Origin of the sequence: Vreelandella jeotgali Hwa (genome assembly GCF_000334215.1) — a bacterium.
In the GTDB taxonomy this organism is placed as follows: domain Bacteria; phylum Pseudomonadota; class Gammaproteobacteria; order Pseudomonadales; family Halomonadaceae; genus Vreelandella; species Vreelandella jeotgali.
The window spans coordinates 52,899-67,172 of sequence record NZ_AMQY01000003.1; the positions used below are offsets into that span (position 1 = coordinate 52,899).

The 14,274-nt window shown below is 64.2% G+C and carries 10 protein-coding genes; 8 read left to right on the forward strand and 2 right to left on the reverse strand.

Annotation, left to right across the window (positions count from 1 at the left end):
* Nucleotides 1-32 precede the first annotated feature (32 nt).
* From yidC to C793_RS0101275, 4 genes are all read left to right on the forward strand, one after another.
* A complete protein-coding gene (gene yidC, locus C793_RS0101260; protein ID WP_026106035.1) occupies nucleotides 33-1,742 on the forward strand; it encodes a membrane protein insertase YidC in 1,710 nt (569 codons plus the stop codon).
* Between the two features lie 87 nt (nucleotides 1,743-1,829).
* Complete coding sequence (mnmE, locus tag C793_RS0101265; RefSeq protein ID WP_017429130.1) at nucleotides 1,830-3,215, forward strand: tRNA uridine-5-carboxymethylaminomethyl(34) synthesis GTPase MnmE; 1,386 nt, start codon at nucleotides 1,830-1,832, stop codon at nucleotides 3,213-3,215.
* Nucleotides 3,216-3,228: 13 nt separating this feature from the next.
* Nucleotides 3,229-4,608, forward strand: coding sequence for an amidase (locus C793_RS13290; protein WP_017429131.1), 1,380 nt, complete (start codon nucleotides 3,229-3,231; stop codon nucleotides 4,606-4,608).
* Nucleotides 4,609-4,640: 32 nt separating this feature from the next.
* Nucleotides 4,641-6,206, forward strand: a complete 1,566-nt coding sequence (locus C793_RS0101275) for a Na+/H+ antiporter NhaC family protein (RefSeq protein ID WP_017429132.1) — start codon at nucleotides 4,641-4,643, stop codon at nucleotides 6,204-6,206.
* A gap of 2 nt (nucleotides 6,207-6,208) precedes the next feature.
* Here C793_RS0101275 and C793_RS0101280 read toward each other — a convergent pair whose 3' ends face one another.
* Nucleotides 6,209-7,081 (reverse strand): LysR substrate-binding domain-containing protein, encoded by an 873-nt coding sequence (locus C793_RS0101280; RefSeq protein ID WP_017429133.1) that lies wholly within the window; start codon nucleotides 7,079-7,081, stop codon nucleotides 6,209-6,211.
* Between the two features lie 147 nt (nucleotides 7,082-7,228).
* Here C793_RS0101280 and C793_RS0101285 point away from each other — a divergent pair, with 147 nt between their 5' ends.
* Genes C793_RS0101285 through C793_RS0101300 form a run of 4 tightly spaced genes read left to right on the forward strand, consistent with a single transcriptional unit; the run spans nucleotide 7,229 to nucleotide 12,317 of the window.
* Nucleotides 7,229-8,695, forward strand: a complete 1,467-nt coding sequence (locus C793_RS0101285; protein WP_017429134.1) for an aldehyde dehydrogenase family protein — start codon at nucleotides 7,229-7,231, stop codon at nucleotides 8,693-8,695.
* A gap of 37 nt (nucleotides 8,696-8,732) precedes the next feature.
* Nucleotides 8,733-9,740, forward strand: coding sequence for a dipeptidase (locus C793_RS0101290; RefSeq protein ID WP_017429135.1), 1,008 nt, complete (start codon nucleotides 8,733-8,735; stop codon nucleotides 9,738-9,740).
* A 25-nt stretch (nucleotides 9,741-9,765) separates the two neighbouring features.
* Nucleotides 9,766-11,547, forward strand: coding sequence for a hypothetical protein (locus C793_RS0101295; protein WP_017429136.1), 1,782 nt, complete (start codon nucleotides 9,766-9,768; stop codon nucleotides 11,545-11,547).
* Nucleotides 11,544-12,317 (forward strand): Ldh family oxidoreductase, encoded by a 774-nt coding sequence (locus C793_RS0101300; protein WP_017429137.1) that lies wholly within the window; start codon nucleotides 11,544-11,546, stop codon nucleotides 12,315-12,317. The genes C793_RS0101295 and C793_RS0101300 overlap by 4 nt, the downstream gene beginning before the upstream one ends.
* 61 nt (nucleotides 12,318-12,378) lie before the next feature.
* Here C793_RS0101300 and glmS read toward each other — a convergent pair whose 3' ends face one another.
* Nucleotides 12,379-14,211 carry a glutamine--fructose-6-phosphate transaminase (isomerizing) gene (gene glmS, locus C793_RS0101305; RefSeq protein ID WP_017429138.1) on the reverse strand — a complete coding sequence of 611 codons (1,833 nt, stop codon included), beginning with the start codon at nucleotides 14,209-14,211 and terminating at the stop codon, nucleotides 12,379-12,381.
* Nucleotides 14,212-14,274: the final 63 nt, after the last annotated feature.

Here is a 14,274-nt window from a genome sequence, read left to right on the forward strand (position 1 = left end):
TGCATGATCATCACCCAGCGGGCAGAACCCTCATGGACGTTAAACGACTGATATTAGTGATTCCATTGGCAGTGCTGGCGTATCTGCTGGTGGTTCAATGGAACCAGGACTACGGCCAGTCAGCTGAGCCTTCAGCCGCCGTCGAAAGTACCCGGGAAAATACGTCGGCCGGCGACAACACGCCCCCGGACAGCGATGCGGAAAACGGCAGCCTGTCTGTACCCAGCAAGACGACGTCAGCCAACAGCGGCGATAACCAGTCCCTCGCCGATGATACCGACGCCAACGAGAACGAAGGCCGTGACTTTATTGCCGTCACCACCGACGTGCTTGACGTGCGCATTGATCCGCACGGTGGCGATATCGTCTATGCGGCTCTGCCGCAGCACAAGCAAGCGCTGGAGACCGGGCGCAACTACGTGCTGCTGTCGGATAACAGTGTCCGCAGCTATGTTGCGCGCTCCGGCCTGCAGCTTGACGGCGAGGCCAGCCGTATCGCCTTCACGCCCGAGAGCACCGAGTACCACCTGGGTGAAGGCCAGGACAAACTCGACGTCGACCTGACGGCGGAAGTCAACGGCGTCGCCATCACCAAGCGCTTGAGCTTTGAGCGCGGCGACTACGCCGTCAACGTGCGTTATATGGTGGATAACCAGGGAGATAAGCCGGTCAGTGCGCGCTTTATCGGCCAGCTGGTACGCGATGACAGCCCGGATCCCACCAGCGGCTCGGGCGTGCGCATGCGCTCTTTTCTGGGGGCCGCCTACTCCACGCCGGAAAACCGCTACGAGAAGGTCGACTTCGAGGATATTCAGGCCGACAGCGTGGAAAACCGCGAAGCGGAAGGCGGCTGGGTAGCGATTATCCAGCACTACTTTACCTCGGCCTGGGCACCACCGCAGAACCAGCAGAATCTGTTCTACGCCACGACCGATTCGAAGGATCGCAACGTGGCCGCCTTTGCCGGCCCTACCCGGGATGTCGGCGCCGACGATACGTCAACGCTTAGCGCCACGCTTTACATGGGACCCAAGGTTCAGGACTACCTGGAAGAGGTGGCCCCCAACCTGCGCCTGACCGTGGATTACGGCTGGCTGTGGTTTATTGCCAACCCGCTTTTCTGGCTGCTGAACAAGATCCACAGCGTGATCGGTAACTGGGGCTGGTCCATCGTGTTGCTGACCGTGCTGGTCAAGGCCGCGCTTTTCCCGCTGTCGGCCAAGGCCTACCGTTCCATGGGACGGATGCGCAAGCTTGGCCCGGAAATGAAGCGCCTCAAGGAGCGCTACAGCGACGATCGCCAGAAAATGTCCCAGGAAATGATGAAGTTCTACCAGAAGGAGAAAATCAATCCGCTGGGGGGCTGTCTGCCGATTGTCGTGCAGATGCCGGTCTTCATCGCGCTTTACTGGATGTTGCTGGAATCCGTTGAGCTGCGCCACGCGCCGTTCATGTTCTGGATTCAGGACCTGTCGATCAAGGATCCGTACTTCATCCTGCCGATCCTCATGGGCACCTCGATGTTTGTTCAGCAGCAGCTGAACCCGACGCCACCGGATCCGATGCAGGCCAAGATCATGAAGATGCTGCCGATCATCTTTACGTTCTTCTTCCTGTGGTTCCCCGCCGGTCTGGTGATCTACTGGGTGGTCAACAACTGCATTTCCATCACCCAGCAGTATTTCATTACGCGACAGATTGAAAACGATCCCAATATCGGCAAAGGCAAGGAAACCCGCTGACCCGGTGCTTTCCTGTTTGATCCAACCCCCGCTCAAGGCGGGGGTTTGGCGTTCAGGGAGGCACCTATTCACACCACGAGGCGCACCATGCCCCCAACCCTTTACGCTCCCGATACCATCGCGGCTCTGGCCACGCCGCCCGGGCGCGGCGGTGTCGGCATCATCCGCGTATCCGGCCCTGACTGCCGGCAAATAGCCGCTACCATGCTTGGCCAGTGCCCGGCGCCGCGCTACGCCCACTATGGTCCTTTCTACAGGGACGCCTTTCACGGCGAGCGCGATATTATCGACGAAGGCCTGGCGCTGTATTTCCCCGGACCGCACTCCTTCACCGGCGAAGACGTCCTGGAGCTCCACGGCCACGGCGGCCCGGTGATCATGGATCTGCTGTTATCGCGCTGTGTAGCGCTGAGCGCGCGCCTCGCACGCCCCGGCGAATTTTCCGAACGGGCGTTTCTCAACGATAAGCTCGACCTGGCTCAGGCTGAAGCCATTGCCGACCTGATCGAGGCCAACTCGCGCTCGGCAGCGGAAAACGCCGTGCGCTCGCTTCAGGGGGAATTTTCCCGACGAGTGGCAGCGCTGGTGGAAAAGCTGATCGAACTGCGCATCTATGTCGAGGCAGCCATCGACTTCCCCGAAGAGGAAATCGACTTTCTTGGCGACGGCCGGGTTGCCGCCATGCTGAACGCAGTGATGGACGAGCTGGGCGCGGTTCGCGCTGCGGCCGGCCAGGGCGCGCTGATGCGCGAGGGCATGAGCGTGGTAATTGCCGGGCGACCCAACGCGGGTAAATCGAGCCTGCTCAACATGCTGACCGAGCAGGACACGGCGATTGTCACCGACGTCGCCGGCACCACCCGCGACGTGCTGCGCGAACATATCCACATCGACGGCATGCCGCTGCACGTCATCGATACCGCGGGGCTGCGCGACACGCCGGACGCGGTGGAAAAAATCGGCGTCGCTCGTGCCTGGGAAGAAATCGAAACCGCCGACCGCGTGTTGCTGCTGGTAGACGCCTCGGCCACCGATGCCACCGACCCCCACGCTATATGGCCGGAGTTTGTCGACCGCCTGCCGGATACCAACCGTCTGACGCTGGTGCGCAACAAGATCGATACCAGCGAAGAACCCCCGGAAACCGACTTATCCACACCTCATCCTATCGTCCGTCTCTCGGCCAAAACCGGAGCGGGTGTGGATAACCTGAAAGAGCATCTGAAGGCCATCATGGGCTTCAACGCCACCCCCGAGGGTCGCTTCTCCGCGCGCCGACGGCATCTGGACGCGCTGGATCGCGCGGCCGAGGCGTTGACCAACGGTCAGGGCCAACTGTCCGGCTTTGGCGCCGGTGAGCTGCTTGCCGAGGACCTGCGCGACGCCCAGCAGGCGCTGGGAGAAATTACCGGCGAGTTCAGCGCCGACGACCTCCTGGGTGAGATCTTCGGCAGCTTTTGTATCGGGAAGTAAACAAAACGTAAGCATGGCTAATTCCCCGGACTCGTCTCCCCTGGCGGCGGCGCTGGAAAAGCTACGCCACCGCCCCGAGTCGCTCATCGACGTCGCCGAGCATGCGCTGGCAGCCCGGGTGCCTGCCTGGCAGGGCTACACCGCCTGGGCGCCGGACAGGGTGCGCGAGCAGGCTAAAAGCCTGGTATCGCAGGCCCGCTCCGGCACTGCCTGCGGCCCCTGGTACGGACTGCCGGTTGCGGTCAAGGATAATATCGGCCTCGCCGTCTGGCCGCTGCACGCCGGCTGCGCAGAGCCGTTGCCCGCTGCCTGGCAGGGTGATGCCACGGTCACTGCCCGATGCCGCCGCGACGGCGCGCTGTTTACCGGGATCACCCGCAGCGTTCCCTTTGCCTTTACCAGCGTTGGCGTCACCCCGGACGGCCAGGGGCCGCGCAACCCCTGGGATACCGACCGCGTATGCGGCGGCTCGTCGAGCGGCGCGGCGGTCAGTATTGCCGAGGGCAGCGCCTGGCTGGCGCTGGGGTCGGACACCGCGGGATCGATCCGCGTGCCGGCGGCGATGACCGGCGGGGTAGGGCTCAAGCTGACCGCCGGCCGCTGGCCGATGAAGGGCGTGGTGCCACTCAGCCACACCCTCGACAGTCTGGGCGTGATGACCGCCAGCGTTGCCGACCTTGAGGCCGCCCTCAGCGCCTGCGGTGATCCCATGGTGCCAAAAGCGCCGCGACCGCTGGACAGGCTGCGGCTGGGCGTGTTGAATAGCGCACCGCGAGTCAACGCCGAGGCGGGGATCGACGAGACCTTTGCCCGAGTGCTACGCGAGCTGGAGACCACGGGCGCCCGGTGCGTCGATATCGATTTTCCCGAGGCGCGCGACGCCGACGCGCTGTTTCGGTCGGGCGGGCTGGTCGCCGCCGAGCTGGAGGCATTTCTGGCGCTCAAGCTGCCGTCCCGGCGCCGGCAGCTGGGGCCTCTTTTGGCCGAGTCGGTGGCACAGGGGGGAGACCTCTCGGCAGCCGATTACCGCCAGCGCCTGGCCGACTTTCAGCATCTGGGGCAGAGAGCGGCGCTGCGCTTTCGCGCGGCGGGCATCGATGCGCTGGTATTGCCTACCACACCGCTGACGCCGCCGCGTCGTGACGAGGTAGCAACACCCTCGACCTACGCCGCCGCCGACGCGCAGATTCTGCGGCATACGGCCTTCATCAACTACCTGCGCTGGTGCGCCTTGAGTCTGCCTATCGGCGCGGATAATGTGGGCATGCCGGTGGGGCTACAGCTCGCCGTGCCCGGGTTTGCCGAGCCGCAGCTGCTGGCGGTGGCCGCCGCCGTCGAACGCTGCCTGGGCACTCCGGGCGAGCGTTTGGGCCTGCCGCCGCGTCCCCGATAACAGCCATAACAATCCTCCAAGAGATATTCACAATGTCCTTTGGCCTGTACTCCCTGCTTCCCCCCTTGCTGGCCATCGTGCTGGCGCTGGTAACCCGCAACGTTATTCCCGCGCTGTTCTGCGGGGTCTGGCTGGGCGCCACCATGCTCAGCGGCGGCAACCCGGCGGCCGGGCTCTACAGCAGCTTCGACGACTTCATCATCCCCAGTGTGGGCGACGAATGGAGCGTCACCGTGCTGATCTACTGCGGCCTGTTCGGGGTGTTGATTACCGTGCTGCAGCGAACCGGCGGCGCCCACGCCATTGCGCGGGCGATTGCCTCGCGGGTGGCGACGTCCCGGGGCGCCCAGGGCGCCACCCTGGGGTTCGGCGTGCTGATCTTCTTCGAGGACTACTTCAATGCGCTGACGGTGGGCAGCGTCATGCGGCCGATTACCGACCGCATGCGCGTCTCCCGGGAAAAGCTGGCCTACGTGGTCGACTCGACCTCGGCGCCGATGTGCTTGCTGGGGCCGGTCTCCACCTGGGTGGTTTTCGTCATGGGGCTGATCGGCACCCAGCTGACCAAAATGGACATGACGGGCTCTGAATACCTGATCTATCTGTCGTCGATTCCGCTCAACTTCTATGCCTGGCTGGCGCTGCTGCTGATTCTGATCATCGTCGTTACCCAGCGCGACTTCGGCCCCATGGCCCAGGCCGAAAAACGCGCCCGGGAAACAGGCAAGCTGCTGGCGGACGATGCCCAGCCTCCCTCGGATCGCGAAGTTACCGAGATGGCCGGCGTCGCCGAAGAACATTCGCTCAAGCGCAACATGCTGGTGCCCATCGCGGTGCTGGTGGGGCTCATTCCGGTGCTGTTCCTGTGGACCGGGGGCTTCCCCGACAACGGCCTGATTACCGCCATGGGCGAGGCCGACGGCGGCAAGTCGATCCTCATCGCGACCTTCCTCGCCGTCAGCGTTGCTTTGGGCATGGGCCTTGCGCAGCGATTGTTCGATTTTCGTGAAGCGATGGAGCTGTTGGTGACCGGCATCAAGAGCATGACGCTGGTCTACATCATCCTCACGCTGGCCTGGTCAATCGGTAGCGTAACCGAGGCGCTGGGCACCGCCGACTATCTGGTCTCGCTGGCCCAGGCCGGGGTCGCGCCGAGCCTGATTCCCGTGCTGCTGTTTCTTATCGGCTCGCTCGTCGCCTTTACCACCGGTACCTCCTACGGCACCTTCGCCATCATGATCCCCATTGCCATGCCGGTCGCCATGGCGCTGGACATGCCGCTGGCGCTGGCCATCGCCGCGGTGCTCAGCGGCGGCATCTTCGGCGACCACTGCTCGCCGATTTCGGATACCACCATCCTTTCCTCGGCGGGGTCGTCCTGCGATCACATCGACCACGTTCGCACCCAGCTGCCCTACGCGCTGAGCGCCGGCACTTCGGGGATCGTGGCGTTCTTCGTCGCCGGAGCGACGGGTGCCGCCTGGCTTGGCGGCCTCGCCGGTGTTGCCACGCTGCTGGTCGTCATCACCGGCCTACGGCGATTCTGGCGCCCGGCGGCGGCACCCAAAGACCGCGCGGCGGGCCTTGAAGGGCGATAAAGCTAGGCCAGCGCGCGGGTGATGAAATCGGCCATGGCACTGGCGCCGGGCGACAGGCTGCGCCCGGCAAGCTGCAGCAGGCCGATTTCACGCGCGACCCGGGGCTCGCTAAGCGGCACAAACCGCAGCCGCTGGTACTCCTCGGGAAACGCCAGCTGCGGCAGCGTGGTCACCCCCAGCCCCGCCACCAGCATCGCCGTCAGCGACACCATGTTGGAAATATAAAAGGCATGGTGATCGCGCAGCGCCGCAGCATCGGTGCCCTGCAGCAGCCTTGAGGTGCCGTTGCCGATCAGACTTTCTCCCATCAACTCCTGCCAGTGCACCGCCTCCCGGCCGGCGAACGGATGATCGTCGCGGCAGACCACGCCCAGCGCGTCGCGTAGCAACGGGGTAAAGCTCAACGCGGCGTTTCCTTCCCCCAGGCTCGTCAATCCCAGATCGACCTCACCGGCCAACACCTGGTCGCGGACAAAATCGGCGGTACCGTCGTGCAGGCTCACGCGGATGCCCGGATAGTCGGCGACAAAGTCGGCCAGCAGCCGGGGCATCAAGCGGCTGGCAACCGAGGGCACCGCGGCCATGTCCAGATGCCCGGCCTGGCGCTCGACCTGGGCGACAAGCTCGCCGCTCAGCCGGTCGTGCTGGGTCAGCAGTTCGCGAAAGCGCGGTACGCAGTAGCGGCCAAAAGGCGTTAGCGTCGCCTGGTTGCCACGCTCGAAAAGCGCTTCGCCCAGGCGGTTTTCCAGCTCGCGGATCGCCATCGACAGCGCCGGCTGGGTGCGGTGCACCTGGCGTGCGGCGGCGTGGAAACCGCCCTGATCCACCACCGCCAGCACGTAGCGCAGCGGTGTTATCTTGAGCTCGGGCAGCATCACACTCCTCCTGAAACGACTGACACAGCGGCTATCCCCGAACATGGCAGGATGGTAAGTAAAGCTGATCAATCAGTATTTATTATTGATTATCTTTATACAGACTGCGCGCCTAGCCTGTCATTACCAACGTTCAAGGAGGTAGTCATGACACAGGCACAGTCCCCGTCTCATTCCCGGATCCATGCGCTTTACCTCAACGGCCAGTGGGTAGAGGGCGAAAGTCAGGTTGAAAACCGCAACCCGTCCGACTTGAGCGACGTCCTTGGCCACTACGCCCAGGCAAGCGTAGGCCAAATGAACGAAGCCGTCGCTGCCGCTCGTGAAGGGCAAAAAGTCTGGGGCAAAACCGGCCTGGAGCACCGCTACGGCGCGCTGATGGCGATCGGCGATGAGCTGATTGCGCGCAAGGCCGAGCTGGGTGAACAGCTTTCCCGCGAAGAAGGCAAACCGCTGGCCGAAGGCGTGGGCGAGGTGCACCGTTCGGGGCAGTTTTTCCACTACTACGCCGCCGAGGTGCTGCGCCAGATCGACGAGCGCGCCGAGTCGGTACGCCCGGGTGTCGAGGTCGATATTACCCGCGAGCCGGTGGGCGTGGTGGGCATCATCAGCCCGTGGAACTTCCCGCTGGCTACCGCGGTGTGGAAGATCGCCCCGGCGCTGGCCTTCGGCAACGCGGTGATTTTCAAGCCCGCCAACCTGGTGCCCGCCAGCGCCTGGGCGCTGGCCGAGATTATCAGCCGCCAGAACCTGCCCGCCGGTACCTTCAACCTGGTCATGGGCACCGGTAGTTCGGTGGGCGACGCGCTGATTTCACACCCGGACATTCACGCCCTGAGCTTTACCGGCTCGCTGGAAGTGGGCCGCCGAGTGGCTTCTGCCACCGCGGCCAACCTGGTCAAGTGCCAGCTGGAAATGGGCTCCAAGAACGCACTGATCGTCGCCGACGACGCCGATCTCGACCTGGCCGTGGAGGCCGCCTTCGCCGGCGCTTACTCGGGCACCGGGCAGAAATGCACCGCCTCCTCCCGGCTGATCGTCACCGACAAGGTGCACGACACCTTCGTTGAGAAGCTGACGCAGAAACTGGAACAGGCAAAAGTCGGCCGAGCGTTGGAAGACGGCGTGAACGTCGGTCCCCTGGCCAGCCAGAGCCAGCTTGATTCGAACCTCGAATGGGTCGAGCGCGCGCAAAACGACGGCGCCACCCTGGCCTTCGGCGGCGAGCGCCTGGCGCGCGACACCGACGGCTACTTCATGGCGCCAACGCTGCTGGTCGACACCACCAACGACATGGCGGTCAACCGCGAGGAAGTCTTCGGCCCCGTCGCCTGCGTCATTCGGGTAGCCGATGCCAACGAGGCCATCGAGGTGCTCAACGACACCCAGTACGGCCTGACTGCGGGCATCATCACCGATTCGCTGGCGCTGGCCACCGAGTTCAAGGCGCGCGCCGAAACCGGCTGCGTGATGGTCAACCTGGCCACCGCCGGTACCGATTACCACGTGCCCTTCGGCGGGCGCAAGAACTCCAGCTTCGGCCCGCGCGAGCAGGGGCGCTACGCCCGGGAGTTCTACACCGTGGTCAAAACCAGTTATATCAAGGCCAACTGAGCCAAAGCCAACCGAGTCAAAGCGTGAGGAGGCCGATATGTCACGGGACATGCTGATCGTCGACGGCTTGCAGTATTCCAACTGGTCGCGCGAGATTTTCCAGCAGATGCGCGAAGGCGGCGTCGACGCCGTACACGCCACGCTGGTCTACCACGAAACCATCCGCGAAACGCTCTCGCGGATGGGCGAGTGGAACCGCCGCTTCGAGGCGCACAGCGATTTGATCATGCCGGTACGCGAGCCGGCGGACATCCACCGCGCACGCCAGCAGGGCCGCGTGGGTGTGTTCCTCGGCGCGCAGAACTGCTCGCCCATCGAGGACGATATCGACATGGTCGCGGTCATGCGCGATCTGGGCCTTCTGATCATGCAGCTGACCTACAACAATCAGACCCTGCTGGCCTGCGGCTGCTACGAGACCGAAGACAGCGGTATTACCCGCTTTGGCCGCCAGGTCATCCGCGAAATGAACCGGGTAGGGATGGTCATCGACATGTCCCACAGCGCCGAGCGCTCGACCCTTGAGGCGATTGAACTCTCCGAGCGCCCGGTGATTATCTCCCACGCCAACCCGGCGGCCTGGCAGCCGGCCAGGCGCAACAAGTCGGACAGGGTGCTCGGCGCCATCGCCGAGAGCAACGGCCTGCTGGGCTTCTCGGCCTACCCCTTCCACCTGAAGAACGGCCCCGACTGCACCCTGGCCGAGTACTGCGCGATGATCGCCCGCACCGCGGACAAGGTCGGCGTGGAGCATCTGGGCATCGGCACCGACCTGTGCCAGAACCAGCCCACCTCGGTACTCGAGTGGATGCGCAACGGCCGCTGGTCGAAGGACATGGACTACGGCGAAGGCAGTGCCAGCAACGCCGGCTGGCCCGCTCCGCTGCCCTGGCTGCGCGATAACCGCGACTTCCCCAATCTGGTCGCCGGGCTGCGAGACGTTGGCTTCGCCGAGCACGAAGTCGCCGGCATCATGGGGCAAAACTGGGTCGCCCTGCTGGAACGCACCACCGCGCCCCGACGCGCGGTGGCCTCGGTTGCCTGACGCGCGCCGTCACGGGAGGTGTAACATGATGGAACGTATTTCCCCGCGCGAAGAAAGCCTGCGCCTGCGCGCGCCGGAGCGGGTGATGGATCTTGAACGGCTTGGCAGCCTGCACGCCAGCCGTCTGAGCTTTACCCGCAGCCTGATACGCCAGATGGCGCGCCAGCGCTGGCAGATCAGCGCCACCCGTTTTGAGCTGGACAGCAACGGCCACGGCACCGCCATTTACCGGCTGCAAACGCCGTGCGGGCGCTATCACGGGGTCATCTTTTCCCAGCCGCTGCCCGATGACGCACGCTCGGACCGGGTGATTGCCGAGGCCTGGGACGTCACCTTCGGCGTTGTCGAAGGCGAGGTGGACGATGCCCTGCTGGAACAGATGGCGGCCAACGTGCCGCTGCAGGAAGCCGGCCGCCAGCACCCGCGCCTGCTGGTACTGTCCCGGGCCAACCGCAGCCTGCGCAACTTCAATGCCTTTAGCCAGGCGCTTTCAGCGGGTCGCCAGCCGGATCCGGCCTGGCTGACTCGGGTGGGCTATCTTTACCGCACTACTGCGGTGTACGGCAACGGCAAGTTCGGCATCGCCGACTTCGGCCGGCTCAGGGACAACCCCGACTTTCAGCGGCCGTTTTCCGCACAGATGCTCGCAGTCTACCTGCTGCGCCACTTTTCCATCCAGCAGGTCGAGCATATTGCCCGCTGCCAGGCGCCGGGTGTTGCCGTTGACCTGGCAACGCCGCTGAAACGCTACCTGGGTATCGGCAACTCCACGGGGCTGGGCATGGCGCCGTTTTTGATCAATCACCCGCAGCTGATCGAGCGTTGGGTAGCCAGCCGCGAACAGGCGCTGGCCCAGATCCACGCCCAGCCGCCGAGCGAGGATCAGCGCGAGCGGCTGCTGGCGCTTCTCGACCGTGCCGGATGCCATCTGGCGCAGACCCTGACCGCCGATGCCGACCAGGAAAAGCGCAACGCCGCGACGGTATCGGAGCTGCCCGAGGTGTCTACCTGGCTGGCGCAGGTCCCGCTCACCGACAACCTCTGGCAGGAACTGACCGAATGGGGCCACCGAGCCTTTTCGCTGGAAACCCAGGAACTGATCAATACTCTGCTGCTGGAGCTGTACCCGGCGATTGTCGAGCCGTTCGAAAATCGCATGGGCGTGGACGAAGAGCTGGAGCTAACGCCGGAAATGCCGCTGGTGCGCTTGAAACAGCTCATTGAAACCCACTACGACTGGGCGCTGGCCTACGACTTCGACGACCCCGACAGCCGCTACTGGTTCTGGTACCGCTCGGTGGAAAAGGAAGAGCCGCGCCTTGGGGTGCGCGGGCACGACCCCGGCGTTGACCGTGAACTCAAACTGGCCATTGCTCCTCGGGTCGTCGACACCCATCGCGCTGTCATCGCGTATCTCGACGCTCAACCCCACGCTACTGTCGTGGATTTTCTGATCGAGCATTCGCGCTACAAGGATATCGTGCGGCGCATCCAGACCATGGCGGAAACACGCTTCGGCGACATTCGAGCCAACCTCTGGGACCGTAATATGCAGCCCATGCACCTGCTGCGTACCAAACTCTCGTTTTTCGGTGCCGGGCGCTTCGATCCCAAATCGGACCGCTGGGTGCGTATTACGCTGTTTCAGGGCGCGCCGCTGGTCGAGGAGCTCAACGCCGAGCCCGACGACCTGCGTGATTTCGACGACTGGGGGTTCCCGCTGGAACCCGTGCTCGAGGCAAGCTCTTGCGCTACGGCGCAGGGCGCCATGACGGACACCCAGGCAACCAACGGAGTCGCATCATGAAGGTCTCCTACAACGAACTACAGGGGCTCTGCCGCAAGGCGTTTCTGGGTATGGGCTTTGCCGACGGCGATGCCAGCGATGCTGCCGATATGGTGGCGTGGATGCAGCTACACGAGCTCGACGGGCTGGAAGCGCTCAACCGCGGCCTCGACCATGTGCTCGCCGAACAGCAGGAGCCGGCGCGCGCACCGGCGACGATCTATGCCGATGATGACCTGGCAGTGCTCGACGGCCAAAGTTACAGCGTACTAAGCAGCTCCAGCCTGGCGCTGGAACTGGGCTTTGCCAAGGCGCGGGCGCGGGGTCTGGCGGTGATCAAGATACGCCGCTGCCACAATCGCCAGCTGATCATGGGCTATCTGGCGCGGATTGCCGGGCGTGGTATGAACGTCACCGCCTTCTGGCGCAACGGTCAACGCCCGCTGATCGAGCAGGTCGTGGGATTTCGCGCCAATGGTCAGGTGCCCGAGATCCGCGTATATGCGATCAACCAGGTGCCGGTCGAAAACGCGCACAACGACGGCGTGACACTAATTCTGGCCAATCACGTCGAACTACTGCCCGATATGCGCTCGGCCTACGACTACGAGCTGCTGGCCTGTCATCGGGAATCGGCACTGCTGGCCAGCCGGGAACGCGCCATGCTCGACGGCATCACCATCGACGACGCCGTATGGAACAAGCTTAAGCATCTGGCCGCGCGCATACTCGTGGAGTCTACCGAAGCATCGCGCAGCGGCGCCGGGCCGGAGGTCAACGATAACGACTGATAACGGCTCACCGGCAGCTTGAGACTCATGATCCTCCCTGCGTACTGGTTGGGCTTGCGCTCTATTCCACCGTGACCGATTTGGCCAGGTTACGCGGCTGGTCAACGTCGGTTCCCTTGAGCACTGCAACATGGTAGCTCAAGAGTTGCAGCGGCAGGGTGTAGAGCAGCGGCGCCAGCGCTTCGTGAACGCCGGGCAGGTGAAGTACCTGGACGTCGTCGTCACTGTCATCAATACCAACACCCTCATCGGCGAAAACGAACAGCTGCCCCCCGCGAGCGCGAACTTCCTGAAGATTGGACTTGAGCTTTTCCAGCAGGGCGTCGTTGGGCGCCACCGAGATCACCGGCATGTCGCTGTCCACCAGCGCCAGCGGACCGTGCTTGAGCTCGCCGGCGGGATAGCCCTCGGCGTGGATGTAGGAGATTTCCTTGAGCTTGAGCGCGCCTTCCAGCGCCACGGGGAAGTGCGCCCCGCGCCCCAGAAACAGCGCGTGACGCTTTTCGGCAAACGCCTGCGCCAGCGCCTCGATGTCATCATCCAGCAACAGCACCTGCCGGCAGGTGTCCGGCAGGGTCTTGAGCGCGTTGACCATCGCGGCCTGTTCATCGCCCGACGCCCGGTCCCTGCCCAGTGCCAGCGTCAGCAGCATCAGTGCCACCAGCTGGGTGGTAAACGCCTTGGTCGAAGCGACGCCGATCTCGGGGCCGGCGTGAGTCATCAGGGCAATATCGGATTCACGCACCAGCGAGCTGCCGGGCACATTGCAGATGGCCAACGACCCCACGTAGCCCAGCCCCTTGGCAAAGCGCAGCGCCGCCAAGGTATCGGCGGTCTCGCCGGACTGCGACAGCGTGACAAAAAGAGTACCGTCGGCCACCACCGGATGGCGATAACGAAACTCCGAGGCCACCTCAACCTGCACCGGCACGCCGGCGTAGCGCTCCAGCCAGTAGCGCGCTACCAGCCCGGCATGATAGCTGGTGCCGCAAGCGATGATCTGAATCTGGCGGGTGCGGGCAAAAAGCCCCGGCGCGTCGGGGCCAAAACTTTCCGCCGGCACGCCGGTTTTGCCCAGCCGGCCTTCCAGGGCGGTACGTATGACGGCGGGCTGCTCGAAAATTTCCTTGAGCATGAAGTGGCGATAGTCGCCCTTGCTCGCCGCGCCGTCGGCGTATTCGAAAGTATGCACCGGCCGCTCGACGCGCTGACCCTGGCGGTCGATGATGCAGATATGGCCGCCGTCTTTCAGCTCGACCAGGTCGCCTTCTTCGAGGTAGATAAAGCGGTCGGTCACCTGCAAAAGCGCCAGCGGGTCCGACGCCAGAAAGGCCTCGTCGATGCCGACGCCCACCACCAGCGGGCTGCCCTGGCGAGCACCGATCACCACGTCGGGCTCCTGCGGGCTCATTACCCCGAGCGCATAAGCTCCGCCCAGCGTGCCCAGGGTTTGCTGCACCGCTTCGAATAGCGTCACGCCCTCGGCCAGCATCGCCGCCAGGCGGTGGGCGATGACTTCGGTGTCGGTCTGAGAGGTAAAGGTGTAGCCGTCGGCTTCCAGCTCGCGCTTGAGCCCCTCGAAGTTTTCGATAATACCGTTGTGCACCACCGCTACCTGATCATCGCTGTGGTGCGGGTGGGCGTTGGCCGCCGTGGGCTTGCCGTGGGTGGCCCAGCGGGTATGAGCAATGCCCGCTCTGCCCGGCAGCGGCGCGTCCGTCAGACATTCTTCCAGCGCCGCGACCTTGCCCACGGCGCGATGACGCGTTAACGCGTCACGGTGCATCACCGTCATGCCCGCAGAGTCGTAGCCGCGATACTCCAGGCGTTTGAGGCCTTCCAGCAGGATGCCTTCCACGTTGCGCTGGGCAACGGCGGCGACAATGCCACACATGGCGTTTCTCCTTGTTCAGTACCGGTATCCGGACGGCGGACGCGCCGGGTGGGAGGACGCGTC

Bases quoted from the DNA above. Each gene is read 5' to 3' on its own strand.
- yidC (WP_026106035.1), top strand. From the start codon at position 33: ATGGACGTTAAACGACTGATATTAGTGATTCCATTGGCAGTGCTGGCG.
- mnmE (WP_017429130.1), top strand. From the start codon at position 1,830: ATGCCCCCAACCCTTTACGCTCCCGATACCATCGCGGCTCTGGCCACG.
- C793_RS13290 (WP_017429131.1), top strand. From the start codon at position 3,229: ATGGCTAATTCCCCGGACTCGTCTCCCCTGGCGGCGGCGCTGGAAAAG.
- C793_RS0101275 (WP_017429132.1), top strand. From the start codon at position 4,641: ATGTCCTTTGGCCTGTACTCCCTGCTTCCCCCCTTGCTGGCCATCGTG.
- C793_RS0101280 (WP_017429133.1), bottom strand. From the start codon at position 7,081: ATGCTGCCCGAGCTCAAGATAACACCGCTGCGCTACGTGCTGGCGGTG.
- C793_RS0101285 (WP_017429134.1), top strand. From the start codon at position 7,229: ATGACACAGGCACAGTCCCCGTCTCATTCCCGGATCCATGCGCTTTAC.
- C793_RS0101290 (WP_017429135.1), top strand. From the start codon at position 8,733: ATGTCACGGGACATGCTGATCGTCGACGGCTTGCAGTATTCCAACTGG.
- C793_RS0101295 (WP_017429136.1), top strand. From the start codon at position 9,766: ATGATGGAACGTATTTCCCCGCGCGAAGAAAGCCTGCGCCTGCGCGCG.
- C793_RS0101300 (WP_017429137.1), top strand. From the start codon at position 11,544: ATGAAGGTCTCCTACAACGAACTACAGGGGCTCTGCCGCAAGGCGTTT.
- glmS (WP_017429138.1), bottom strand. From the start codon at position 14,211: ATGTGTGGCATTGTCGCCGCCGTTGCCCAGCGCAACGTGGAAGGCATC.